The organism is Collimonas arenae (genome assembly GCF_001584165.1).
GTDB lineage: Bacteria > Pseudomonadota > Gammaproteobacteria > Burkholderiales > Burkholderiaceae_D > Collimonas > Collimonas arenae.
In genome coordinates this window covers 4,527,862-4,552,953 of the sequence record NZ_CP013233.1, presented here as the reverse complement: position 1 = coordinate 4,552,953, position 25,092 = coordinate 4,527,862, and the positions used below count along the sequence as shown (strand labels likewise).

At 58.7% G+C, this 25,092-nt stretch carries 21 protein-coding genes, 1 pseudogene and 1 riboswitch; of the genes and pseudogenes, 10 read left to right on the top strand and 12 right to left on the bottom strand.

The annotated features are described in order from the left end of the window. The first annotated feature begins 265 nt into the window (after positions 1 to 265). The 6 genes from CAter10_RS24400 to CAter10_RS20840 all read left to right on the top strand — a co-directional run bounded on the left by CAter10_RS24400 (position 266) and on the right by CAter10_RS20840 (position 5,562). Positions 266 to 619 carry a mechanosensitive ion channel family protein gene (locus CAter10_RS24400; protein ID WP_335340175.1) on the top strand — a complete coding sequence of 118 codons (354 nt, stop codon included), beginning with the start codon at positions 266 to 268 and terminating at the stop codon, positions 617 to 619. Continuing rightward, positions 595 to 1,125 carry a mechanosensitive ion channel family protein gene (locus CAter10_RS24395; RefSeq protein ID WP_335340174.1) on the top strand — a complete coding sequence of 177 codons (531 nt, stop codon included), beginning with the start codon at positions 595 to 597 and terminating at the stop codon, positions 1,123 to 1,125. The genes CAter10_RS24400 and CAter10_RS24395 overlap by 25 nt, the downstream gene beginning before the upstream one ends. Positions 1,126 to 1,504: 379 nt before the next feature. Further along, the gene (locus CAter10_RS20855) at positions 1,505 to 2,557 is read left to right on the top strand and encodes a type II asparaginase (protein WP_417924733.1); all 1,053 of its coding nucleotides are present in this window, start codon (positions 1,505 to 1,507) and stop codon (positions 2,555 to 2,557) included. Between the two features lie 258 nt (positions 2,558 to 2,815). Continuing rightward, positions 2,816 to 4,378 (top strand): DUF6311 domain-containing protein, encoded by a 1,563-nt coding sequence (locus tag CAter10_RS20850; protein WP_128083164.1) that lies wholly within the window; start codon positions 2,816 to 2,818, stop codon positions 4,376 to 4,378. Continuing rightward, the gene (locus CAter10_RS23860; RefSeq protein ID WP_470294998.1) at positions 4,267 to 4,944 is read left to right on the top strand and encodes a DUF7024 domain-containing protein; all 678 of its coding nucleotides are present in this window, start codon (positions 4,267 to 4,269) and stop codon (positions 4,942 to 4,944) included. The genes CAter10_RS20850 and CAter10_RS23860 overlap by 112 nt, the downstream gene beginning before the upstream one ends. 39 nt (positions 4,945 to 4,983) lie before the next feature. Then, complete coding sequence (locus tag CAter10_RS20840; protein WP_061534960.1) at positions 4,984 to 5,562, top strand: DUF4337 domain-containing protein; 579 nt, start codon at positions 4,984 to 4,986, stop codon at positions 5,560 to 5,562. Positions 5,563 to 5,625: 63 nt separating this feature from the next. Here the strand turns inward: CAter10_RS20840 and ettA are convergent, their stop codons facing one another. The 7 genes from ettA to CAter10_RS20805 form a co-directional block, all read right to left on the bottom strand. Beyond that, positions 5,626 to 7,293, bottom strand: a complete 1,668-nt coding sequence (gene ettA, locus CAter10_RS20835) for an energy-dependent translational throttle protein EttA (RefSeq protein WP_061534959.1) — start codon at positions 7,291 to 7,293, stop codon at positions 5,626 to 5,628. Between the two features lie 113 nt (positions 7,294 to 7,406). After that, the gene (gene rarD, locus CAter10_RS20830; RefSeq protein WP_061534958.1) at positions 7,407 to 8,297 is read right to left on the bottom strand and encodes an EamA family transporter RarD; all 891 of its coding nucleotides are present in this window, start codon (positions 8,295 to 8,297) and stop codon (positions 7,407 to 7,409) included. A 278-nt stretch (positions 8,298 to 8,575) separates the two neighbouring features. Beyond that, on the bottom strand, positions 8,576 to 9,814 hold the full coding sequence (locus tag CAter10_RS20825; RefSeq protein ID WP_061534957.1) for a Bcr/CflA family multidrug efflux MFS transporter: 1,239 nt from the start codon (positions 9,812 to 9,814) through the stop codon (positions 8,576 to 8,578). 294 nt (positions 9,815 to 10,108) lie between these two features. Continuing rightward, positions 10,109 to 10,660: a sterol desaturase family protein gene (locus tag CAter10_RS20820; RefSeq protein ID WP_061534956.1), complete on the bottom strand. Its 552-nt coding sequence runs from the start codon at positions 10,658 to 10,660 to the stop codon at positions 10,109 to 10,111. A gap of 437 nt (positions 10,661 to 11,097) precedes the next feature. Beyond that, positions 11,098 to 12,336 (bottom strand): ArgE/DapE family deacylase, encoded by a 1,239-nt coding sequence (locus CAter10_RS20815; RefSeq protein ID WP_061534955.1) that lies wholly within the window; start codon positions 12,334 to 12,336, stop codon positions 11,098 to 11,100. Between the two features lie 94 nt (positions 12,337 to 12,430). Beyond that, a complete protein-coding gene (gene alr / locus CAter10_RS20810; RefSeq protein WP_061534954.1) occupies positions 12,431 to 13,537 on the bottom strand; it encodes an alanine racemase in 1,107 nt (368 codons plus the stop codon). Between the two features lie 74 nt (positions 13,538 to 13,611). Beyond that, entirely contained in the window at positions 13,612 to 14,898 is a 1,287-nt protein-coding gene (locus CAter10_RS20805) for a D-amino acid dehydrogenase (protein WP_061534953.1), read from the bottom strand. Between the two features lie 225 nt (positions 14,899 to 15,123). Here CAter10_RS20805 and CAter10_RS20800 point away from each other — a divergent pair. Beyond that, positions 15,124 to 15,614: pseudogene (locus CAter10_RS20800) on the top strand (Lrp/AsnC ligand binding domain-containing protein). A gap of 554 nt (positions 15,615 to 16,168) precedes the next feature. Here CAter10_RS20800 and CAter10_RS20795 read toward each other — a convergent pair. After that, a complete protein-coding gene (locus tag CAter10_RS20795; protein ID WP_061534952.1) occupies positions 16,169 to 16,810 on the bottom strand; it encodes an alanyl-tRNA editing protein in 642 nt (213 codons plus the stop codon). Positions 16,811 to 17,030: 220 nt separating this feature from the next. Between CAter10_RS20795 and CAter10_RS20790 the strand changes: the two genes are divergently transcribed. Beyond that, positions 17,031 to 18,416: an amidohydrolase family protein gene (locus CAter10_RS20790; RefSeq protein WP_061534951.1), complete on the top strand. Its 1,386-nt coding sequence runs from the start codon at positions 17,031 to 17,033 to the stop codon at positions 18,414 to 18,416. A gap of 54 nt (positions 18,417 to 18,470) precedes the next feature. Here the strand turns inward: CAter10_RS20790 and CAter10_RS20785 are convergent, their stop codons facing one another. Then, entirely contained in the window at positions 18,471 to 19,331 is an 861-nt protein-coding gene (locus tag CAter10_RS20785) for a pirin family protein (protein WP_061534950.1), read from the bottom strand. Positions 19,332 to 19,373: 42 nt separating this feature from the next. Beyond that, entirely contained in the window at positions 19,374 to 19,757 is a 384-nt protein-coding gene (locus tag CAter10_RS20780) for a DoxX family protein (protein ID WP_061534949.1), read from the bottom strand. 193 nt (positions 19,758 to 19,950) lie between these two features. Here CAter10_RS20780 and CAter10_RS20775 point away from each other — a divergent pair, with 193 nt between their 5' ends. Together CAter10_RS20775 and CAter10_RS20770 are read left to right on the top strand one after the other, a co-directional pair. Further along, entirely contained in the window at positions 19,951 to 20,862 is a 912-nt protein-coding gene (locus CAter10_RS20775; RefSeq protein ID WP_061534948.1) for a LysR family transcriptional regulator, read from the top strand. Between the two features lie 62 nt (positions 20,863 to 20,924). Beyond that, positions 20,925 to 21,023: riboswitch (Fluoride riboswitch) on the top strand. 88 nt (positions 21,024 to 21,111) lie between these two features. After that, on the top strand, positions 21,112 to 22,428 hold the full coding sequence (locus tag CAter10_RS20770) for a voltage-gated chloride channel family protein (RefSeq protein WP_061534947.1): 1,317 nt from the start codon (positions 21,112 to 21,114) through the stop codon (positions 22,426 to 22,428). A gap of 9 nt (positions 22,429 to 22,437) precedes the next feature. Here CAter10_RS20770 and CAter10_RS20765 read toward each other — a convergent pair whose 3' ends face one another. Both CAter10_RS20765 and CAter10_RS20760 read right to left on the bottom strand, forming a co-directional pair. Further along, the gene (locus tag CAter10_RS20765) at positions 22,438 to 23,688 is read right to left on the bottom strand and encodes an Hsp70 family protein (RefSeq protein WP_061534946.1); all 1,251 of its coding nucleotides are present in this window, start codon (positions 23,686 to 23,688) and stop codon (positions 22,438 to 22,440) included. 129 nt (positions 23,689 to 23,817) lie between these two features. Continuing rightward, positions 23,818 to 24,849 (bottom strand): DUF2804 domain-containing protein, encoded by a 1,032-nt coding sequence (locus CAter10_RS20760; protein WP_061534945.1) that lies wholly within the window; start codon positions 24,847 to 24,849, stop codon positions 23,818 to 23,820. Between the last annotated feature and the right edge of the window lie 243 nt (positions 24,850 to 25,092).

The following is a 25,092-nucleotide window of genomic DNA, read 5'->3' as shown; positions in this document are numbered from 1 at the left end:
TAGCAGGGAATTCGCGCAACACTGCCGCACGCCTGCGTAACGATACCCTCATGCAACGCAGCCAGTGCACGTTTTTACCTGAACCCTTCGGGAACGGTTGCAGGTGTTGCGCTCCTAAATTCAATGTTAACAGGCCCTAGTCATGACTGTTGCGCGCCGGACAGAAAACTGTCCGGCGCGTTTTTTTTGAAGTGGCTGGTAACATAGAGGGTTCTGTATGCGGACCAGGTCTGCATAATTTCACACAAGCAAAAGGAGCCAGCTCTTGAATATACTCGCCGTTAATCAACTCTCCTCGATCTGGAATTTCCTGCTCGAATCTTCGCTGCACTATGGTCTCAATGCCGTGCTGGCGATTTTCACGTTGCTGGTCGGCTGGTGGCTGTCGTCGCGCTTTGCTAATGCGCTCGACCGGGTAATGATTCGTGCCGATCTTGATGCTACCTTGCGTCCGGTGCTGCGCAGTGTGCTGCTGTGGCTGGTGCGGCTGATCACGCTGGTTGCGGTGCTTGGCCAGTTCGGCGTGCAGACCGCCAGTATCGTCGCCATCCTCGGCGCCGCGGCCTGGCCATCGGCCTGGCATTGCAGGGCACATTGCAGAACATCGCAGCGGGCATGATGTTGCTGTTCCTGCGGCCGTTCCAGGTTGGCGAATACGTTGGTAACGGCACGGTCGAAGGCACCGTCGATGAAATCGGCCTGTTCGTTACCAAGCTGACCAAGGCCGACGGCATCTGCCTGTTCGTGCCGAACAACCAGCTGTGGAACAGCGCACTGACCAACTATAGCCGTCACGCCTCGCGCCGCATGGATATCCCGGTCGGCATCAGCTACCACGATGATCCGGTGGTGGCGATCAATGCATTGCAAAAGCTGTTGCTGGCCGATAGCCGCATCTTGTCGACGCCGGCGCCGTTCGTGGTGGTTACCGATCATGCCGAAAGTGCGGTCATGCTGAATATCCGCGCCTGGGCCAGCACTTCCGACTACTGGGCGGTGCGTTGGTCGCTGGCGCAGCAGTTGAAATCGACGCTGGCGGCGGTCAACTGCTCGATCCCCTATCCGGTGCGTGAAGTGCATATCACGCACGAAGTTGGCGCCAAGAGTGTCGTCGGCCAGGCCTGAAGCAACGGCGAGCAATCCCGGTAAATGGGTGGCGCGATATTTGCATACTTGATAACGGTGGTTTCAACTAGAAGCAATACGGTTGAAACCGCCGTTTCTATTTAAAAATGCAATTTTAATAACAAAATTACATTCGACGCTGCGTAAATGGTGCTTATATAACATTAATTTTGCCAAGAGATATAACAGTTATGCATAAACCTATGCATAGATGGCATCGATGAGTTGTGGACTTTCCGTTACAGTTCCGCTGCGCGAAGACGCATCGAAGAATGTCGGCATCGCGTAACCGGAACCGGTTATTGCAAATTACTAACAGACCAGGAGATTTATGTTTACCCGCAAACTTACACTGCGCAACCTCAATTCCTATGCGCTGATGATGTTCGGCGCGTTGTTGCTGTCGACTTCCGTGGCGCACGCGCAAGATACCCAAGCCAAACTGCCTAACGTGATGATCCTGGCCACCGGCGGCACGATTGCCGGCACCGGCGCTGACAGCACCACCACCGTCGGCTATACCTCAGCTACAGTCGGCGTAGAGAAGCTGATCGCTGCGGTCCCAGAGCTGAAGAAAATCGCCAACGTCAAGGGCGAGCAAGTATTCCAGATCGCCAGCGAAAGCATGACCAACGACCATTGGCTGAAACTGGCCAAGCGCGTCAATACGTTGTTGGCGCAACCTGATGTCGACGGCATCGTCATCACCCACGGTACCGACACCATTGAGGAAACTGCTTACTTCCTGGATCTTACCGTCAAGAGCCGCAAGCCGGTGGTGATCGTCGGCGCGATGCGGCCTTCGACCGCGATTTCAGCCGATGGCCCGATCAACCTGTACAACGCGGTCCTGCTGGCCGGCAGCAAGGATGCGATCGGCAAGGGCGTGCTGGTGTCGCTGAATGACCAGATCAACGCGGCGCGTGAAGTCACCAAGACCAACACCTCGACCACCGACACCTTCAAGTCGACCGAGCTGGGCATGCTGGGCTACATCCAGGGCAACAAGGCTTACTTCTACCGTCAGTCGACCCGCAAGAATACGGTCGATACCGAGTTCGACATCAGCAAGCTGGATGTGCTGCCGCAAGTCGACATCATCTATGGCTACGCCAACATGACCCGCGCCGCACTTGACGCGCAAGTCGCTTCCGGCGCCAAGGGCATCATCCAGGCCGGCGTCGGCGACGGCAGCATTGCCGCGCAGATGAAAACGCCATTGGTTGAAGCGCGCAAGAAGGGCGTGATCATTGTCCGCGCCAGCCGCGTCGGCCAAGGCATCGTTGCCCGTAACGGCGAAGCCAACGATGACGAACTGGACTTCGTGGTTTCCGATACGCTGAACGCGCAAAAAGCCCGCATCCTGCTGATGCTGGCCTTGACCAAGACCAACAACACCAAGGAAATCCAGCGCATGTTCTACACCTATTAATGGTGTGTGCATGACGTAGGGCGGCAGGCGGCGCCCGCGAACGAATGCAGGCAACAACCGAAGCCGGCTGGATCAAGTCTTTGATCCAGCCGGCTTTTGCATTTGTGGTCGCGGTTTTCCTCTAATTTCCCGTCGACAATAATGCTAAGATGAGGCCGCACAGCGGCGCTCATGCGGGCTCGTTTTGGGAATCCACTCTGGACGTTCCGATCGAGACGTTCATTGCGCAAAGACGCCGTACCCATGATTCCCGACACCATGATAAGAAAAATTTCCCCGGTATTCTGGGCTGCTCTGATCGGCCTTGTTGCGTTTGTGTTTTATACCGGTGGCGCTATTGTCTGGCCCACCTACACCGAATGGCTGATGCGAGGAGATTTCGCACAGCATTATCTGGGCTGGAGTTTTTTCCGGCACACGCCACTGCTGCAATTTCCGTTGGGCGCCAACTGGGCCTATGGCGAGGTGCTGGGTAGTTCGATTGTGTTTACCGATTCGACGCCGTTATTCGCATTCCTTTTCAAACCCTTTGCGTCGCTCCTGCCGGAGCCGTTTCAATACATCGGCCTGTGGCTGGCTTTGACCGCGATGTTGCAAGGGATTTTCGCCTACAAGCTGCTGTCGCTTTTTTCAACCGATCGTGGCGCCGTATTGCTGGCCACGGCATTCTTCGTCATCGCCCCCCCGTTGTGGTGGCGTATCAATATCGAATGCGACGCGCTGGCCTCGCATTGGCTGATACTGGCCGGCCTGTATCTGTATTTCAGGGAAAATTTCCGCCAGCGCGACTGGATCGGATTGCTATGCGTGGCGACATTGACGCATGCTTACCTGCTCGCCATGGTGCTGGCCATCTGGTGTGCGGACGTGTTGCAGCGCTGGCTGAAAAAACAGATATCGTTGCAGGCGGCACTTCTCAACGGATTGTCAGCGGCCGCTTGCCTGGCACTGGTCATGTGGGTTACCGGCTATTTCATGCTGCACGGCGGATTGAGCACCCCGGTTGGATTGGGCTATTACCGCATGAGCCTGCTGGCGCTGTTCGATCCGCTGGCTGGATGGTCCAGCATCCTGCCGGAGCAACCCAGGAGCGGCGGCCAGTACGACGGGTTCAGTTTTTTGGGGATCGGCGTGCTGGCATTGCTGGTTCTCGCGGCGCTCCAGATGCTGGTTGCGGGGAAGCGTCGGGCCACACTTGAGTGGCGTTGGAGCACGCTGCTGCCGTTGCTTGCGATCGCGTTGGCCCTGACCGCGATTGCGCTGACCAATTATGTCGGATGGGGCGACTATGACTTGTTTACCTACCAACTTCCGCGCTGGCTGCAATGGCCAAGTGCAGTTTTCCGGGCATCGGGCCGCATGTTCTGGCCGGTGTTCTATCTGATTTATGTCGCTGTGTTCTATACCGCCTTCAAACTCATAGGGAAAAAGGGGTTGACGTATCTGCTGGCTGGGTTGCTGGTTTTGCAGCTGATCGACAGCAATGGCGCTACGCAGATGGTGCGCAAGGAAATGCGCGAGCATCATTGGACTTCCCCGGTGCAATCGATTTTCTGGCAGCATGTAGCAAAAAATTATCGCCGAATTGCCGTTGCGTTGCCGCTCACTTATCCCTGGGAATATTTCGCGTTGTCGCTTTTTGCATCGAACAACGGGATGTCGATCAATAACGGCTACTTTGCCGCGTGGATCTGGACAAACTCGGTGCGGTGCAACGGCAAACTGCGGAAACCGTTTTCACAGGCCGCTACGATCCGCAGACCTTGTATGTTTTCTTCCATGATCCGCTTTCCAGCGCCCTCTGGGAACAGGCGAAGCTGAATGCCGGTCCGGATGATTTCATGGGTGAAGTAGACGGCTATCAAGTGCTGGCGCCAGGCTGGCGTCGTTGTGGCGAGTGCAGTCAATTGCAATTCGCGTCAAGCCAGGCCGCCGCTAAACCGGCGCCGGCATACGCGCTCGGTACGTCGATCGATTTCCGCAGCACTGGTAACGCTGACCTGTACCGTATCGGCAACTGGTCAGTCCCCGAAACCTGGGGGCGTTGGACCGATGGCAATGCTGCCGCCGTGTGGTTGTCTGTGCCTGATCAGACCCGTGGCGACCTGACGCTGGAGATATCCGGACATGCGCTGGTGACGGCGCAACACCCGTTGCAAGTCATTCCGGTATCCGTGAACGGACGGGCATTGGGAGAACTGCGTTTTACCGAACAGAACCACGAAGGCATCAGCAGCTTCCACATTCCGGCCGACGTGGTGGCGAACAGCCATGGCAATCTGTATATTCTGATGACAATTGCAGACCCGGTGTCGCCGATGCAGTTGATGATCAGAAGGGATAGCAGAGGGCTCGGATTGGGTGCCGTCTCGATGGTCATTCATTGATCGCAACGATTTCATTCACTTCACTATTAGAGTATTTCCATGTCAGAAGAATTCGAAGTTCCCAGCCCGCACGAACATCACCTGGAACACGTGACCGAACACGCGCATGCCAGCGGCGACAATTTCGCCGGCAAGATCGCCGTGATGACCGCTATCATGGCCACCATCGGCGCCCTGTTCAGCTACCAGGCCGGTTCCACCGAAAGTGAAGCGGCGATGAACAAGAACAACGCCGCCATCAAGAAAACGGAAGCGTCGAACCAGTGGAACTACTACCAGGCCAAATCCAGCCGGCAGAACCTGGCCGAGCTGGCAACTCATATTCCAGGCGTCGATGCAGCGCATTATGCGGCGGAAGCGCAGCGCTACAAGAGCGAAAAGGAAGTCGTGCAGAAGAAGGCACAGGCACTGGAAGAAGAAGCCAGCGCCTGGGATGAGAAGTCAGAGCAGGTGTTGCACCAGCATCATCGCTGGGCGCAAGCGATGACGGCGATTCAGATCGCGATTTCGCTGGCGGCGATCACGCTGCTGACGCGCAAGGAGTGGCTGAAGAAGGTGGCCTATGGTGCGGCGGGAGTCAGCGTGGTGCTGGGTATCCTGGCTTGGCAACATATTTGACTTAACCACAGGAGATAAAAAAAGGGGAAGCACACCGTGCTTCCCCTTTTTGTTTTATACCAATTAACGTGTCACAGGCTTGTAGCGGATACGCTTAGGCTTGGCGCCTTCTTCTCCCAAACGCTTGCGCTTGTCGGCTTCATATTCCTGGTAGTTGCCATCGAAGAAGGAGACTTGCGATTCGCCTTCGAAGGCCAGGATGTGCGTCGCGATACGGTCCAGGAACCAGCGATCATGGCTGATCACCATCACGCTGCCGGCGAATTCCAGCAAGGCGTCTTCCAGCGCGCGCAGGGTTTCGACGTCGAGGTCATTGGATGGTTCATCCAACAGCAAGACGTTGCCGCCCTGCAGCAGCGTCTTGGCCAGATGCAGGCGGCCGCGTTCACCGCCGGACAGATTGCCGACGATTTTTTGCTGGTCGCCGCCCTTGAAGTTGAAGCGCCCCAGGTAGGCGCGCGACGGCATTTCGAAGCGACCCACCGTGAGGATGTCGGCACCGCCTGAAACGTCTTCGAACACGGTCTTCTGGTCCGACAGCGTATCGCGCGACTGGTCGACGATCGAGACCTTGGCGGTGGTGCCGATCACCACTTCGCCGCTGTCCGGTTGTTCCTTGCCGGTGATCATCTTGAACAGCGTCGATTTACCGGCGCCGTTAGGGCCGATGATACCGACGATGGCGCCGGCCGGGATGCGGAAGCTCAGGTTATCGATCAGCATGCGGTCACCGAATGACTTCGAGACGTTCTTGAATTCGATCACTTCATTGCCCAGTCGCTCGGCGACCGGGATGAAGATTTCCTGGGTTTCGTTGCGCTTTTGGTATTCGTGTTCGCTCAATTCATTGAAGCGCGCCAAACGGGCCTTGCTCTTGGCCTGGCGGCCCTTCGGGTTCTGCCGTACCCATTCCAGTTCCTTGGCAATGGTTTTCTGGCGCGACGATTCGGTGGCTTCTTCCTGCTTCAGGCGATTGCCCTTTTGCTCCAGCCACGAGCTGTAGTTGCCTTTCCATGGAATGCCGTGGCCGCGGTCCAGTTCCAGGATCCATTCGGCGGCGTTGTCGAGGAAGTAGCGGTCATGGGTGATGCCGACCACGGTGCCCGGGAAGCGTTGCAGGAACTGTTCCAGCCAGTCGACCGATTCGGCGTCCAGATGGTTGGTCGGCTCGTCCAGCAGCAGCATGTCCGGCTTCGACAGCAGCAGGCGGCACAGCGCCACGCGCCGCTTTTCACCGCCGGACAGGACACCGATCTTGGCGTCCCATGGCGGCAGGCGCAGGGCGTCGGCGGCCATTTCCAGTTGCAGGTCCAGATTGCCGTCGCCGGCGGTAGCCAGGATATCTTCCAGGCGTGCCTGTTCTGCCGCCAGCGCGTCGAAATCGGCGCCTTCCTCAGCATAGGCGGCATATACCGCGTCGAGCTTGGCTTGCGCTTCAAACGCCTCGCCCAATCCGCCTTCGACGGCCTGGCGCACGGTCTGTTCCGGATCGAGCTGCGGTTCCTGCGGCAGGTAGCCGATGTTCAGGCCCGGCATGGGCACTGCTTCACCCTGGATATCCTTGTCGATGCCGGCCATGATTTTCAGCAGGGTCGATTTGCCGGAGCCGTTCAGGCCCAGCACGCCAATCTTGGCGCCGGGGAAGAACGACAGCGAAATATCTTTCAGGATCTGGCGTTTGGGCGGCACGATCTTGCCGACCTTGTTCATTGTGTAGACGTATTGAGCCATGAGGAGCCGTGATAATAAAAAGTAATGCGTTGAATAGAGCGGACCACCAGCGGCCCGTAACTGCCAAGAATAACCTATGCGCGCGGGGTTGGCGAATTGTTAAGTGCGATCCTTCAGGCCGACGCGCCTGGGCGTATTTTAAACGTTCGCCACAGTCCTTCGGCTGAATACAGCGCCAAAGCGCACCAGATGAGGATAAAACCGTTGAGGCGGTCGCCATCCAGTTCTTCTCCGTACAACCAGACGCCGAACAGCAGTTGCAGCGATGGCGTGATGTATTGCAGCACGCCGACCAGCGACAGCGGAATGCGCCGAGCGCCGGCGGCAAACATCAGCAAGGGGATCGACGTGATCGGCCCGGCCGCAACGAGCAGCCATTTGGTGGAGGTCGAGGCGCTGCTGAAGGTGTTGTGACCCTGCAGCGAAGTGTACGCCAGGAATGCTAGCGCCAATGGCAGCACCAGCGCGGTTTCCAGTGCCAGGCCGGGCAGCGCACCGAGGCTGGCGGTCTTGCGCAGCAAACCGTAGCCGCCGAAGGTGACAGCCAGGGTCAGGGCAATCCAGGGCGGATGACCCGCTTGCCAGGTTAGCCACAGTACGGCGCTGGCGGCGATGGTGATTGCTACCCATTGCAGCGGCCGTGGCCGCTCGTGCAGAAACACCAGGCCGAGCGCGACGCTGACCATCGGGTTAATGAAGTAGCCAAGGCTGGCTTCGACGATGTGATTATTGTTGACCGCCCAGATATAAGTGGTCCAGTTGGCGGTCAGCAGCAGGGCGCTGGCGACGAAGCCGCCGATCACGCGCGGCTGGCGCAGCATCGGCCCGACCCAGGCCCATTGCTTGCGCACTGTCAGCACGATCAGCAGGAACAGGAAGGACCAGACGATCCGGTGGGCGACGATATCGACCGGTGGAACCTCTGCCTCAAGCGCCTTGAAGTAAATCGGGAACAGGCCCCACAGGACGTAGGAGGCGATGGCGTAGAGCATTCCTGCTTGCATGGTAACGATCTAAATAAGTGAAAAAACGGCGGGCGAGGGAACGGCGTCAATTGGTCATTATGTTTTTAATGGCGTATTCCAGAGCAACATTCTGCATTTTACGCATAAGCGGCGTTCGTGCCTCAAGCAGGAACGAATAAAGCAAGATTTTGAAATCGCGGTTCAGGTGGCCTGACTCGGCACCCCCGGCTCGGCGCCCCAGCTCGGCGCCCCGTCATTCCCGCGCACGCGGGAACGACGCTGCAGGAGGTGTGGATTGTTGACTTCGACTCAGCCGCTCATGCCTGCATCGTCAATCGCAACAGGCGCCGATGTTCCGGCCGCGCAACGAAGTGGTGCAACAGCAACCCGGCCAGGCCGCAAGTTGCCATCACCACCATCAGCGGCAGCGCCGTGCCGTCATGCCACAGGCTCATCGCCACGCCGGAAGTGATGCCGATACCGAATTGCAAGGTGCCCATCAAGGCCGATGCGGTGCCGGCTTGCTTGCCCTGCTGCGACAAGGCAATCGCCGACGCATTCGGGCTGATGAAACCGTAGCTGGCGAGGAAGCCGAAGAAGCCGATCAACAGGATCGGCAGGTTGTTGACGCCGCAGGCGACCAGCAGCGCCACCAACAGGCTCAGCATCGCAGGTATCCACAGCGCGCGGCCGAGAATGGTGTCGAGTGTAAATTTGCCGACCAGGCGTGCATTGATCTGCGAGGCGGCGATCAGGCCGATTGCATTGGTGCCGAATACGAAGCCGAAATTTTCCGGCTTGATGCCATGCAGTTCGATCAACACGAACGAAGAGCCGGTAATGTAGGCGAACATGCCGCCCTGAATCAGGCCCCCAACCAGGCTATAGGCGACGAACTGGCGGTCCAGCAGCAGCCGGCCGTATTGTTTGATGGTGCGGCCCAGATGCAGCGGTTCGGCTTTGTGGCGATCGAGTGTTTCCTGCATCGTGTAATGGATCGCGATCAGGCAGAACAAACCGAAGCCGGTCAGGCCGCCGAAAATTACGCGCCAGCCCCACAGCTTGAGCACCGCGCCGCCGATCAGCGGCGCCAGGATCGGCGCCAGTCCCATTACCAGCATCATCAATGAAAACGCCCTGGCGGCGCCGGTGGTGCCAAGGCGGTCGCGGATCACCGCACGGGCGATCACCATGCCGGCGCAACCGCCCAAGCCCTGCAGAAAGCGAAATACGATCAGCGCCGTCACATCATGCGACAACATGCAAGCCAGCGAACCCAGCACATACAGCGTCATGCCGACATACAACGGCGGCTTGCGGCCGAAGCGATCGCTCAGCGGACCGTAGAACATCTGGCCCACCGCCAGCCCGACCAGGAAGCTGGCCAGCGTCAGCTGCACCAGATTGCTGCCGACGCCGAACTGCTGGGCGATGGTGGGGAAGCTCGGCAAATACATGTCGATCGACAGCGAGCCGATGGCGGTCAGTGCGCCAAGCAATAGGAGCCAGCCCGGGAGCAATTTCTCCGGTGCTGAAGTTGCGGGTGTGTTTGTCATTGGGTACTCAGGTTGCACAGAGGGCTGTGCGTGATTAAATCTTGGTTAAATATGCACGACGAGGAGTGCGCTGGCAGGAATAGCTGGACGCGCTGCAAACGCAGGGTTTGCTTGCGTATTTTGCGTATGGCAACAAGCGGTCATGTTACACGAACATCGCCGAGCTTGCCGGGAGCGGGAAGGATGCGGGGACGGGAAAGGGAGTCGCCGCCCCAATGCAGGGTAGTGGAATTGGTGCAGGCCGGGTCGCGTCGTGTGTCGGGTGTTAGCGGATTGAACCACGCGGCCCGCATCTCATTTCTGTTTGTCGTCGGCCGGATTCTTGCCGGCGCTTGCGCTTGAAGGCGCCGCATAGCTGAAAAATATCCAGTCCCACAGCGGCGAGGTGACACCGAAATTTTTCTCGATGCCTTTTTGGTGGTGCATGTCGTGGTTTTTGATCAGCATGCCGATGCAACGATACAGCCATGATTGCGGGCGATGCATCACATAGTGGATCGTGATGTAAGCCATGTAACCAATCAAGACGCCGGCATACAACGAAGTCAGTCCGAGCCAGTATGCCGGCAGCAGCGCGACCAGGTAGGCGAGTGCAACCTGAAGTCCTGAAATGCCGATGTATTCGCTCGGATTGACGTGGTGGGCCCAATGATCGCGGCGGAAATATTTGTGGAATAAAAAGCGGTGTATGCCGTATTCCATCAGCGACCATAACAGTGCGCCGGCAACAATCTGCCAGATTGAAATCGGACCGAGCCAGATCGCGAGAGCGAACAGTGCAGGCACGGTAATAAAATCGACATGGTATTCAAAAGCCGACAGCTGCCATCGTTTGGATAAAGCCATAGTTTTCTAGTTGGGTAAAAGGATGTGGGAGCGGGCTTGTTCGATGTCCGAAAAAGATTCGGGACAATGCTCGGATAGCCGCAGCTCGATCGTTCTCATGGCGCCAGACAAATCCGGTGGAATCGTCAGTTGGGGAACAATTTGCAGGATGTGGGCCTGGCATGAGCGTTTGACAGGGGGAAGTGACGCAGTCCCCGGGAAATGGATTCCTCTTAAAAGTAGAGGAATCGGAAGTTATCAAACGTTTAAATACATGTCTATCAGACAACGACCTAGTCGAAGCAAATTTATTGCGTGGAAGGGCGATGGCTGCAACGTTTCAGCGGGTGGCGCAGCAGTGCAGGGAAAGGCAGGGGAGATGAGAGGGGACTGGCCGTTACGGTGGTTTTGCCGTCACGGCCATATGCGACTAGCGCGGGGCGATTCCCGCGCAGATCTTAGGCTGCCAGAAAATCCAGCAAGGTCATTGCGATGACCTTGGTCGCCTTGCGCAGATCGTCCAGCGTCAGGTTTTCATCTGCTTGCTTGGCGTTGGATTCCATCAGCGTACGCGGACCGGCGCCGTACAGCACCACCGGAATCCCGTGTTCACCGTACAAGCGGGCATCGGTGTAGAGCGCCGAGCCATTAGCCGGAATCGCTTCGCCGAGAACCGCCAGCGCATTTGCCTGCACACTGGCCAGCAGTTTTTCGTGACCTGGCAACGGACGCAACGCGCGCGCCAGCAGCAGGCGTTTGATTTCGACGCGAATGCCGGGCAAGCCATCGACAGCAGTTTCGATCATGGCCCGCACTTCTGCTTCGACCGCGACCGGATCTTCTTCCGGAATCATGCGGCGATCCATTTTCAGCACGACCTTGCCAGGCACCACATTGGTGTTGGTGCCGCCGTCGATGCGGCCGACGATCATGGTCGGATGGGTAATGCCGGGAATCGCCGAACTGATTTTTTTCAGATCCGGCAGTTTGGCGTAGATCGCTTGCAACACCTTGGTAGCTGCTTGCAAGGCGTCATGGCCGGTTTCCGGCATCGAGCCGTGGGTGGCCTTGCCATGCACAGTAACTTCAAACTGCAGGCAAGCGTTATGTGCAGTGACGACGTTGTAGCTGAAGCCGGGGCCGATTACCAGGTCCGGCTTGGTCAACTGATTTTCCAGTAGCCAGGCCGGTCCCAGCAAGCCACCGAATTCTTCATCGTAGGTGAAGTGCAATTCGAGTGCGCCCTTGAGCGGCACGCCCAGCGCTTCCAGCGCGCGCACTGCAAAAATATAGGTAGCGAAATCGCCTTTGGAGACGGTGGTGGCGCGGCCGTAGATGCGGCCGTTTTCAATTTCGCCGCCATACGGTTGCTTGCTCCAGCCTTCGCCCGGCGGCACCACGTCGCCATGCGCATTCAGCGCGAGGGTTGGCCCCGCACCGGCATATTTGCGGCGGACGATCAGATTGGTGATGCTCTCCATGCCGTAATCCTTGACCATGGCGGCCGGCACCGGGTGCTTCTCGGCTTGCCATCCCCAGGCGCTCATTAGTGCGGCAACCGCATCGGCATGCGGCGCGTTGTTGCCGGGCGGGGTATCGGTTGGAATACGGACGATCTGTTGCAGGAACTCGACTTCTTCGTCAAAGTGACTGTCGATCCAGTTGGCGAGCTGTGCGGATAACGCAGTGTTGGTCATGGCGGCGAAGAAAAGAGTGACAGAAGTGTTTGATTCTACGACTTTGGCGCCGCAAGAGGTAGAACGCAGGGTGGGCAGATTCTGCCCACGGTTGCTAGCCGCCGATATATTCGCGGTGGTAGCGGCGTCCAAGGTCGGTCAGGATTTCATAGCCGATGCTGCCGGCCAGCCGCGCCACGTCGTCAAGCGGACGATGCGGACCGATCAGTTCTACCGTCGCGCCGGCCTGCAGGCGCTCGGTGGCGATGCCGGTGACATCGAGCGTGATCGAATCCATCGACACCGTGCCAACCATCGGCGTCGGCCGGCCGTCGATGAAGGCGACGCCGCGGTTGCTCATGCTGCGCAGCCAGCCATCGGCATAGCCGACGCCGACAGTGGCAATGCGTCGCTCTTCGGTGGCGCTATAGCTGATGCCGTAGCCGACATGGTCGCCGCGCTGGATGGTGCGGCACTGAATGATGCGGCCGTGCAGCGCCACCACTGGCCGCAAGGGGTTGGCGGCGCCGGCCACCGGTGCGATGCCGTACAGCGCCGCGCCGGGACGCACCAGATCGAACTGGAAATCGGGACCGAGAAAGATGCCGGAGGAATTGGCCAGGCTGGCAGGGATATGCGGCAAGCGCTGACGCCAGCTTTGGAAACGCGCCAGCTGGCTGGCGTTCATCGGATGGCCCTGGTGCTCGGCGCAGGCCAGATGGCTCATCAGGAACAGCGGCGGAATGCTTTTCATGAAAGCCGGATTGGCCAGCCATGCTTCTGCTTCGGCCGCAGGCAAGCCCATGCGCGACATGCCGGTATCGACCTGGAAGATCGCTGGCAACGGACGTTCAAGGGTTTGCGACAGCGCATGCCAGGCTTCGATCTGCTGCAGGCTGTTAAGTACCGGGGTCAGGCCATGGGCAATCAGTTCGCGCTCGGTGCCGGGTGGCGCGCCATGCAGCACGAAAATCTCGGCGGTGGCCGGCAGGTGCGGACGTAGTGCGATGCCTTCATCCAGATGCGCCACGAAAAAGTGACGGCAACCTTCCGCCGCCAGCGCCGGTCCGACCTGGTCGGCGCCGAGGCCGTAGGCATTGGCCTTGACGGCGGCGGCAACGCTGGCCTTGCCAGCCTGCTGCCTGAGCAGGCGATAGTTGCTGCGGATGGCATCCAGATCGATCGTGAGGATTGCGCCGGCGTGCGCTGCTTGTGGGTTCATCTTGGGTCGCTCAAATATCGCTCAAAAACGGGTGGATCACATTTCACACTTGCTGCGCGCCGGTCGACGGCGTTTCAGGCGTAGGCAGGATGCGCCGTTTGCCCGAAATCCTTGCTGTAGCGGCTAACAGACAAATCGTCCGAAGCAATCGCCGGCCGCCTGCCGGAAATCAGGTCCGACAGCAATTGCGCCGAGCCGCAAGACATGGTCCAGCCGAGCGTGCCGTGGCCGGTGTTGAGGAACAGGTTGCGGATATGGGTAGCGCCGACGATCGGCGTGCCGTCCGGCGTCATCGGCCGCAAGCCGGTCCAGAAGCTGGCTGCGGCAGTGTTGCCGGCACCGGGGAACAGGTCGTTGACCACCATTTCCAGCGTGGCGCGGCGTTTCGGCTTGAGCGTCTTGTTGAAACCGACGATCTCGGCCATGCCGCCGACGCGGATGCGGTCGTCGAAACGGGTGATGGCGATCTTGTAGGTTTCGTCGAGGATGGTGGAGACCGGCGCTGCTTCCGCATCGACAATCGGCACCGTGATCGAATAGCCCTTCAGCGGATATACCGGAATATCCAGCAACGAACCGAGGAAGCCGGTGGAGTAGGCGCCCAGCGCCACCACATAGTTGTCGGCCTGCAGATGCTCGGAACCGCATTGGACGCCGGCGATTTCGCCGTTGGACAAGGTCAGGGCATCGATCTGCACGTTGTAGCGGAAGCGCACCCCCAGATCTTCTGCCATCTTCGCCAGTTTGGTCGTGAACATTTGGCAATCGCCAGTTTCATCGTTCGGCAGGCGGAGGGCGCCGCTGAGCTTGTGCTTGACCGCTTCCAGTGCCGGCTCGGCTTGCGCCAGCTGATCCGGCGTCAGCAGTTCGAACGGCACGCCGGTTTCTTTCAATACGTCGATATCCTTGGCTGCATCGTCGAGTTGCTGCTGGCTGCGGAACACCTGCATGGTGCCGAGCTGGCGGCCTTCATAGGCGATGCCGGTATCGGCGCGCAAGACCTTGAAGCAGTCGCGGCTGTATTCTGCCAGGCGCACCATACGTTCCTTGTTGACTGCGTAGCGCGCCGAGCTGCAATTGCGCAGCATTTGCCACATCCAACGCAGCTGGAACAGCGTGCCATCGGGGGTGATGGAGAGTGGTGCGTGTTCCTGCAGCATCCATTTCATCGCCTTCAGCGGGATGCCGGGCGCGGCCCAAGGCGAGGCATAGCCAGGAGAAATCTGGCCGGCGTTGGCGAAACTGGTTTCCTGCGCTGGTCCGGGCAGGCGGTCGATGACGGTCACTTCATGACCGGCGCGCGCCAGATAATAGGCGCTGGTGACCCCAACTACGCCACTGCCAAGGATAAGAACTCGCATCTGGAATCTCCGTCACACCTGCTTGGTTGATATGCTACTGCACGTTCAAGATTCGCTTGTTCCAGGATGCCGAACGCCAGCAAATGAATTGTTTTTGATTTACAGTAATAAGCGCTATGCTATTAGCTATTCGGTAGCATTTGTTACTGTATAAATTCACTAATTCAGGAATTAATGCTGAAAATGTGCCTGAAAATTTGATCAAAAACCTGCCCGTATCCCATCATGAGAATTTACAAGGAATCGAGCCGCGCGCTGGACAAGCTGGACCGCCACATCCTGCGTTTGTTGCAGCAGGATGGCCGCATGTCGATGAAGGACCTGGGCGAGCAGGTCGGCTTGTCGATCACGCCCTGTATCGAGCGCGTCAAACGGATGGAGCGCGACGGCGTCATTGATGGCTATTACGCGCGCATCAATCCGGCGGCGGTCGGCGCCAAGCTGCTGGTGTTTGTTGAAATTACGCTGAACCAGAAATCGGCGAATGCTTTCGAACAGTTTCGGCGTGAAGTGCTGCGTATTCCGGAAGTGCTGGAATGTCATCTGGTGTCGGGTGATTTCGATTACCTGATCAAGGCGCGTATCCGGGAGATGGCGGAGTATCGCAAGCTGTTGGGGGACATGTTGCTGCAGTTGCCGGGGCGGCGCAATCGAAGAGTTATGTGGTGATGGAGGAGATCAAGGAGACGCTGGCGTTGTCGATGGAGGTCAAGTAGTTGCGGTTGACGACTGGCGGGAACGTCAACATGCGAAAAGTCAAAAGCAACGGCAACATCAAAACCAACCCAGCGTAGTTAAATGGGGTCGGAGTTTTTTTTCGGCGGGGTTTTGCCGAAAATTACTCTGACCCCTTTTAACGGGCCACGGAGTAAGTGCTGCGGTGCATCAGTGGTGTTCGTCCGGTGCTACTTAAAATGGTTACCACTTCGTGGACACTAGCCGGGCGCAAAAAAAGTAACCAAAAGAAGGCGATCGCACAGTCGTTGCCCGCCGTTGGCGGGTCCCCAAATGAGCCGTGCGCCAGTCGGATGGGACACAAACTCGCTGCGCTCAAACATGTGTCCCATCATTCCCGACTGTCCCCCGTCCCATTTGGCAACGTCAGCATGCGAAAAGTCAAAAGCAGCGGCAACGTCAAAACCAACAGCAACGTCAAAACCAACCCCACGCAGTTAAATGGGGTCGGAGTTTTTTTTCGCGGTTCTGTGCGAAAATTACTCTGACCCCTTTTAACGGACCACGGAGCACATGCCTTTGCATTCGCCAGGCTTTATTCAACCAGGCTGATCTCGATGCGTTCCTTGCCCTTACCAGTATTTTTTCGCTTCAATTTGAGCAAACCGATTTCCGCGGTCGAGCGTGGGTGGGTGCCGCCGCACGCCATGCGGGCGAAACCGGCGACTTCCCAATAGCGTCGCTGCGCGGCTTCGTCAGTAAAGGCTGTCACGATCGGCAGGTCTGCCTGCGACAGCGCCGCTGCTTCCTGTTCGATCTGTGGGAACAGCGCGGCGATGCTGCCCTCATGGGCAAAATCCACACGTGCCTTGTCGGCCGAGATGTGGGCGCCGATGCGTTCGATCCCGGGACACAGCCGGTACACCATCTGCAGCACCATTTCGGCGGCGAAATGCAGCCGCATCAGGCGATAGCGGCGCTCCCAGTCGATGTGGATTTCTACTTCACTGCCGACCTGCAATCCATGTCCGTCCGCCAGCGTATAGACAATCTCCAGGCCATCTTTTTCCGCCGCCAGCACCGGCTGCCCGCCAATCGTGCCGGCATCGCTTTCCTGGCCGCCGGAGAAGGCGAAGAAAATGGTTTCCGCCAGGTGGACGCGCCGGTTATCGACGGCCGTCACGCGGGTTGTGAGTGTGGTGCGGTAAGGGTCTTGCCAGAAAAGCTTGCTGGTCATGGCTGTTTTGGATCATCGAAGATGCGTTAAGGATAAATCGCTTTGCCGAATCAGGCTTGGACAATTTAGTTCTAATTTATTGCTGAAGATTAGCCCGGTCCTGGACGCATCGCTCCGGCAAATGCATTGTTTTTGATTTACATTAACACGCGCTATGCCATTGGCGATCAGGTGGCATTTGTCGCAGGCATGCAAATAATAATCTCAATGGAGACCGTAATTGAAAATACTTGCCTTGATCACGGCCGTTGTGTCGTTCTGCTGTGCTGTCGCTAGTGCCCAGCCGTCGCAATGGGACGCCGATGCGGCTACCGTCTTCACCAGGGTTAACCTGCTGCCAATGGACACTGATCGAATCGTGCGTAACCAGAGCGTGGTGGTGGAGCACGGCAAAATTGTCGCGATTGGGTCCACCGTGGCGATTCCGGCGGGAGCGCATATCGTCGACGGCCACGGCGTCAACTTCCTTTCACCTGGATTGGCCGATATGCATGTGCATTCAGACACCACCGGCGACATGAAGGTTTACCTGGCCAACGGTGTCACCAGCGTGCTGAATATGGGAGAAGCCTCGAATGCCTTCAATGCCCAACTGAGGCCCGCGATCAACCGTGGCAAGATTGCGGGGCCGCATGTGTATGCCGGCTTCCTGATTGACGGCTCGCCGCAGTATGGTCACTTTGTCGTGGCGACGCCAGAACAGGCGCGCGCCATTGTCGGCCTGGCCAAGACCAACGGCTACGATTTCATCAAGGTCTACAACAATCTGTCGCCGGCCAGTTTCGAGGCACTCATGGAGGAGGCGCGCAGCCAGCATATGGCTGTCATCGGCCACGGCGTTACCCGAGTTGGCCTGGAGCGACAGCTTGATGCCGGCCAGCTCATGGTGGCCCATTCTGAAGAATTTTTTTATACAACCTTCTCTCATCCCGACGATCAAAATCCGGGCGGTTCAGGACAGATGGATAGCGCGCCAAACCTGGATGAAATTCCGGCTGCGATCGCCTTCGTCAAACGCAACCACGCTTTCGTCACCGCTGATCTGAACACTTATGCAACCATTGCCCGCCAGTGGGGCAAGCCGGCGGTGCTCGAGCGTTATATGCATATGCCGGAAACGCGTTACCTCGCGCCCAGCCGGCGCCTGGCATGGCGCGACGAAGGTTATAGCCTGCGCCAGGGCGATCTGGACGGCAGGGTTGAGTTCCTGAAGCGCTTTATCAAAAAGATGTCGGACGCCAAAGTTTCCCTGATTGTCGGCACCGATGCGCCGACCATCCCAGGTCTGGTGCCTGGCTTTTCATTGCATGATGACTTGCAAGCTCTTGAAGAAGCCGGCCTCAGCCGCTATCAGGTGCTCTCCGCTGCCACCCGGACGGCGGGTGAATTCATCCAGCGTTCGGTGCCGGACGGGGAGCCGTTCGGGACGATCAAGATTGGCAGTCGCGCCGATTTGCTTCTTTCGGAAAAAAATCCACTGGAGAATCTGTCAACGCTGCGCGCGCCGCTGGGGGTCATGGCGAATGGCCACTGGTATGCAGAGCCGGCGTTGCACGCATTGCTGGATCAGGTCGCCAGCAGATATGACAGCCTCTTCAAGCCGTAAGCATAAAAAAAGGCGAGTTCAACGCTCGCCTTTTTCTTTTTACTTGCTCTGCCTTCAACCTTGGAACTTGCCATCCCGGAAATCCTGGATTGCTTGTTCGACCTGCTCGCGGGTGTTCATCACAAACGGACCCCATTGTGCAATCGGCTCGTTCAGCGGCCGTCCGGCGATCAGCAGGAAGCGGCTCTTGCCCTGTGCCGTTACGTTGACGCCGGCGGCATCGGCGCTATTGCTCAGGATCGCCATGCGGCCTGCCGGTGCACTGCGCGCATCCTCGCCGATCTGCAGTGCGCCTTCAAACACGTACAGGAAGGCGTTGTGGGTTGCCGGGATCGGCAGGTCGAGCTGCTGGCCGGCTTCCAGTTGCACATCCAGGTACAGTGGTTCGGTGGTCGGCCGTTGCATCGCGCCAGCGGTGCCGAAGGCGTTGCCGGCGATGACTTTCACCTTCACGCCGGGCTGTGGCGACACTTGCGGGATCTCGTCGGCTTGCAGGTCGCGGTAGCTCGGCGTGACCATCTTGTCGCCCGAAGCCAGGTTCAGCCACAGCTGGAAACCGCTCATCAAGCCGTCTTCCTGTTCCGGCAATTCCGAATGCACCAGCCCGCTGCCGGCAGTCATCCACTGCACGCCGCCCGGTTGCAGCAAGCCCTCGTTGCCGGCATTGTCGCGATGGCGCATGCGGCCTGCCAGCATGTAGGTCACGGTTTCGAAGCCGCGGTGCGGATGGTCGGGAAAGCCGGCCAGATAATCCTCCGGCTTGTCCGAGTGGAAATTGTCCAGCATCAGGAACGGATCGAGGCGACGTTGCAGATCGTGTGTCAATACCCGCACCAGGCTTACGCCTGCGCCGTCTTGGGTGGCGACGCCGGTGACCAGACGTTCAAGTTGGCGATTGAAAGTTGGGTTGTTCATAAAAATTCTCCGTTCCGTGATAACTGGGCAAATGGTGTGCGCTTACTTTTTTGATTCTGTGCTGGTAGCAGCCAGCATCAGCAACGCACCGATGATCGAGATGTTTTTCAGGAAATTATTCAACTGGTTCTGTGCGTTGGCCGGATCTGCTTCCCAGAAGCGGTGGGCCGTCAGGGTTGCAACTACCGTGAACAGCGCCACGATGATGGCAATCGGACGCACGTTCCAGCCAGCCATGAGCGCCAATCCGCCGCCAAGTTCAACCACGATCGTGGCTGGCACGGCGAGAGCCGCAAACGGCACACCGATACTGGTCATGTAGCCGACCACGCCCGAGAAGGCTGTGATTTTCAGGATGCCGGAAATGACGAACAGCGAAGCCAACAGGACGCGGCCGATGCGATACAGGTTTGGCGAAGTTTGCATGATAGATCCAATCTTTAAAAGGGTTGTGGTGTAAGTAAGCAATTGCTTTCACATCGCCGCATTTACTGATTGCGCATGTGCCGAATAGGTATTTCGTGCAGCGAGTGAAGCCATATTAATCCTGTTGCAGCCGGCAGGATATTGATTATCTTGCGATAATCAATATCTAATTATTAGATAATGTTGAATCGCCATGAATATCGAACGGCTGTCACTGGATCAATTGCGGGTGTTTGCCCAAGTCGCCGATAGCGGCAGTTTCCTGGCTGCGGCGCGGGCTTTGGCGCGCGCGCAGTCGGCAGTCAGCTATGCCATTACCACGCTGGAAGGCCAGCTCGACGTCGCCCTGTTCGACCGCAGCAGTTATCGGCCGCAATTGACTGCGGCTGGGATCGAGTTGCTGCGCGATGCGCGTCAGGTGCTCGATCAGGTCGATGCCTTGCAAGCGCGCGCCGCCGCCTACTCGCAAGGACAGGAACTGGAGGTCACGTTGGCGCTCGATGTCTTTTTCCCGACTTCGACGCTGGTGGGTTTGCTGGGCGAATTTCGCGCGGCATTTCCCGGCGTCACGCTGCGGCTGGAAATCGAAGCACTGGGTTCGGTCGCCGAGCGCGTTATCGATGGCGAGGCAATGCTCGGCATATTGGGAACCCTGCCGATCATTCCGCCGAATCTGTTGCACGTCAGCCTGCCGACCGTGCTGCTGGTCGGCGTGGTGGCGCCGACCCATGCGCTGGCGCAAATCAGCGGCCGCATTCCCGCCCATGTGCTGAAGCAGCAGGTGCAACTGGTCCTGAGCGACCGCAGTGCGCTGACCGCCAACCAGGATTTCTCGGTGCATTCCTCGCTGTCCTGGCGCATGAGCGATCTCGGCACCAAGCACGCGTTGCTGCGGGCCGGCATGGGCTGGGGCTATATGCCGCGCCATGTGGTGGCCGACGATTTGGCCAGCGGCCGCCTGGTGCAGATCCAGACCGCCGGCCATCCGCCGCAGGGCGCGGCGTTGCCGATGCAATGCGTGTACCGTCCCGATCGCCATGTCGGCCCGGCGCTGAGCTGGTGGCTGGATGCGCTGGCCAGGCTGACCACCTTCGATCCGGTGTAGCGCTGTTGGCTGTACGCCACGCTTGGCGGTTGCATCAGGCCTTGCTGTCCGGCACAATGGCGGCAGCAATCGGAGATGGCATTCCTCCTCGAACCGCTGCTTTGTGCTTTGGACCGACAAGGGTCACACGGTCAACGGCAGCTGATGATGCCTACAAGTTCCTGGATGGGAAGTTGTAGGCGCGCGTGTCCCGATTGACGTTGCCTTGCCATCCGGGTTTGAGTTCTTCAAATCCAATTCCAGTTATATATGAAAAAAACAAAATATCCTGAACAGCTGTCGATGCTGGTGTATCTGGCGCGCTGGCTGGTCTTGGCGTCCGCGGTAGGCGCTTTGGCCGGTCTGGCATCATCGGCATTGCTGCTGTCGTTGGAGTGGGCGACGGATACGCGCAATGCACATCGCTGGCTATTGTGGTTACTGCCGTTGGCCGGGTTTGCGGTTGGTTTGCTGTATCACCTGATGGGCAAATCGGTCGAGGGCGGCAACAATCTGTTGATCGATGAAATCCACGATCCGAAGAAAATTGTGCCCAAGCGCATGGCGCCGCTGATCCTGCTCGGCACCGTGATCACCCACTTGTTCGGCGGCTCGGCCGGTCGCGAGGGGACGGCGGTGCAGATGGGCGGCGCGCTGGCCGACATGATTACCCGCATCACCCGCCTGGAACCGGATGAGCGCCGCATCCTGCTGATGGCCGGAATCAGCGCCGGCTTCGCGTCGGTGTTCGGCACGCCGCTGGCTGGCGCCATCTTTGGACTGGAAGTGCTGGCCATCGGCCGCTTGCGCTACGACGCAATCCTGCCTTGCTTCATCGCCGCGATCATCAGCGACCAGATTCCAGAGCTGCTCGGCGTTCATCACACGCACTACGTGATTCCTTTCGTGCCGCATTTCAGCATCGGCATCTTTGGCGCCACGCTACTGGCCGGCATCGTATTCGGCCTGGTCGGCATGCTGTTTGCGGAGGCGACCCACGGCCTGTCGCGGCTGGTCAAACGCGTGATTGCTTTTCCGCCGCTGCGGCCGTTTGCGGGCGGGGTGGTTGTGCTGCTGCTGGCGCAGCTGCCGAACACCGACAAATATCTGGGATTGGGAATCCCGACCATCGTCGAGGCCTTTGAAAAGCCGCTGCCGGTATATGACTTTGCCGACAAGATCGTCTTCACTGTGGTGACGTTGGCGTCCGGCTTCAAGGGTGGCGAGGTGACGCCGCTGTTCTATATCGGCGCCACGCTCGGCAACGCGCTGGCGCAAGTGCTGTCGATGCCGATTCCGGTGCTGGCGGGCTTGGGATTCGTCGCAGTGTTTGCCGGCGCGGCCAATACGCCGATTGCCTCGACCGTGATGGCGATTGAATTATTCGGGCCCGAGATTGGCGTGCTGGCCGGTATCGCCTGCGTGGTCAGCTATCTGTTTTCCGGGCACAGCGGCATCTATCATGCACAGCGCGTCGGCCATGCCAAGCGCCTGACGATTCCCGAAGGCATGCGCTTGTCGGACATTGCCGGCTTCCGCAAGCGTAGCCGGGATGACACCGACAAAGCGGATGCCGACCGCAAATAGAGCGGCCGTTTAGCCGAACTTGCGCACCGCATCCAGCGCCAGGCCGGCGCCGATGCTGCCGAACAGATCGCCTTCCACCGCTTTTGCCGAAGGCACCAGCGCAGCGATCTTGTGGCGTAAGAGCTGCACGCCGCTGGAGCCGCCGGTAAAGAACACCGTGTCGACTTGTTCGGCGCTCACGCCGGCGTCGCGTAGCAGGTTAGTGACGGTATCTTCGACCGAACCAACCAGGTGCGCGATGCTGTCGTTGAACTGCTGGCGCGTCAGTTGCAGCATCTGCTCGGGGGCGATACGATCCAGCCCCAGTTGCACCGTTTCGGCATCCGACAAGCCGATCTTGCCCTGTTCCACCTGCAATGCCAGCCAGTGGCCGGCGCGTTGTTCGACCAGGTCGAGCAGGCGGCCGAACTTGTCACGTTCGACGGTTTCGCGATGCACATCCTTCAGTTGCTGCCAGGCCTTGCGGGTATAGATCTGGTTGATGGTGTGCCAGGTCGCCAGGTTGAAGTAATAGCTGGATGGCACTTCACTGTTGTTACGCAGGCGGCTGCCCAGGCCCAGCATCGGCATCACGCTCGACAGGCTCAGGTATTTATCGAAATCGGTGCCGCCGATATGGACGCCGCCGGTGGCCAGGATGTCGTCGCGCCGTTCGCTGTTGGCGGCGCGTTGCGGAGATAGCCGTACCAGCGAAAAGTCCGAGGTGCCGCCGCCGATGTCGGCAATCAGTACCAGTTCTTCACGCTCAATGGTGGATTCATAATCGAAGGCGGCGGCAATCGGTTCGAATTGGAAAGCGATGTCCTTGAAGCCGACCGAGCGGGCGATTTCCGCCAGCGTGTCTTCGGCGCGTTGATCGGCGGTCGGATTGTCGTCGACAAAGAAGACCGGACGGCCCAGCACCACGCTGCCGAATTCCTTGCCGGCCGCAGTTTCGGCGCGGGCTTTCAGTTCGCCGATGAAATGGGTGAGCAAAGCACGGAACGGCAGAGCGCGGCCACCGACTTCGGTCTGGGCATCGATCAGACTGGAGCCGAGCAGGCTCTTCAGCGAACGCATCAGGCGTCCCTCGTAGCCGGTCAGGTAGCCGCTGAGCGCGGCGCGGCCAAAACTGAAGGCTTCATCCTCGGCGTTGAAGAACACCACCGACGGCAAGGTGACCTTGCCGTCTTCCAGCGGCAGCAAGGCGTCGTGTCCCGGCCTGCTCCAGCCAACCGTCGAATTAGACGTGCCGAAATCTACGCCACAAGCGAAAGACATTCGAATACCTCGCAAACAAAAAATGGGTCGGCAATGGTATACCAAACGTATTCCGGGCGCAGCGGAAATGCTGCCGGTGTTGGAAATTTGCGAATCTCGGCATTGATTCCTGGCAATTTTGCGCGGAAATTACCAGCGTGAGAAGTGTTCCTCGGTCACGCCCACCAGATGTTCCACTGGGCGCGGCGGCGCTTGCCGGTCCGGCTTGACCCAGCCGCTGAAACTGCCGATTGGCTGGATATAGCGGGTGGCGGCAATCAACATGTTCTTATTCTCACGGCGCGCGCCTTCCGGCATGAACTGCAGATCAAGCAAGCCATCGTCGGTATAGATGTGCCACGGCGCCAGCGGCGCTTTCAGGTCGTAATCGAAGCGTACATGCCCGAGCGCGTGCAACTGGCCGTCCAGCCACAGCACGTTTTCCTGGTTGCCGAAGTAGCCAGCCTGCAGGTTGAAGCCGATATCCAGGCCGTGCGCGGACGCCCAGCGCCACTCGGTATTGCGCGCCAGCAAGCCGTTCGAATAATCGAAGCTGGCGACTCCTCCCTGCAGGTCGAAGCGCTGGCCGTCGACATGCACTTCGCCAGTGAGCGGCATGCCGGGCGACTTTTGCGTTGCATGTACCGAACCGTGGACAATCGGCCCCACCGCCAACAGCTGCGGGGCCGTGTTTTCGGCGTCGAATTCGGCATCGATGCTGAATTCGTCGCATTGCAAGCTGAGCCGGTACTTGTTGTCGGCAGTAGCACCGACGGCGGGCGGCAGGTAATCGATGCGGCTGCCGAAGAAGCGGAACCTGCTGGCGCCGCCCGGATGATGGCTGACGCTGGCGCTCATCCCCGGGATGCCATCCTGCGAGAAGCTGGCGATCTGTTTGCCTTGCTGGCGGTCGAAGACGTAAGCAAATGCAGTGTTGGTCCAGCCGACGTCAACGATGGCAATGCCGCACAGCAGCTCGGGCGTAGACAAAGCCACGTATTGCCAGCGTTTGTGATGAAAACGGCGCCATACCTTGCTGCGGGAAAACGGCGCGGTCAGCTGTGACCAGTCGATGGCGCCGGTCTGGCCGGCATAACGTCCCATGCGCGGCTGGCCGCTGCCATCGATAACGTTGTCAGGAGCGGCGGGCAGTTTTTGCAGTGGCGGCTGTGCGGATGTCATGGGAGTGGGCCTTGGATGGATGCGGGTGGGCCTTAGCTGGCCTCAAGCAGCTGTTTCAACGTCGTCAGGTCGTTCATCAAGGCGTCCGCTAACGGGCAGGCAATGGCAATACTGAGTTGGCGGCTGGATGCAAGCATGTTTGTCTCCTGGCGGCTGGCCTGGGGAAGTCCTGTTGTTGGCATTGATTTTCCCGGCAGCACCGGCGGTTGCGTGGCTGCGGTTGGCTTATCCTCAGACACACAG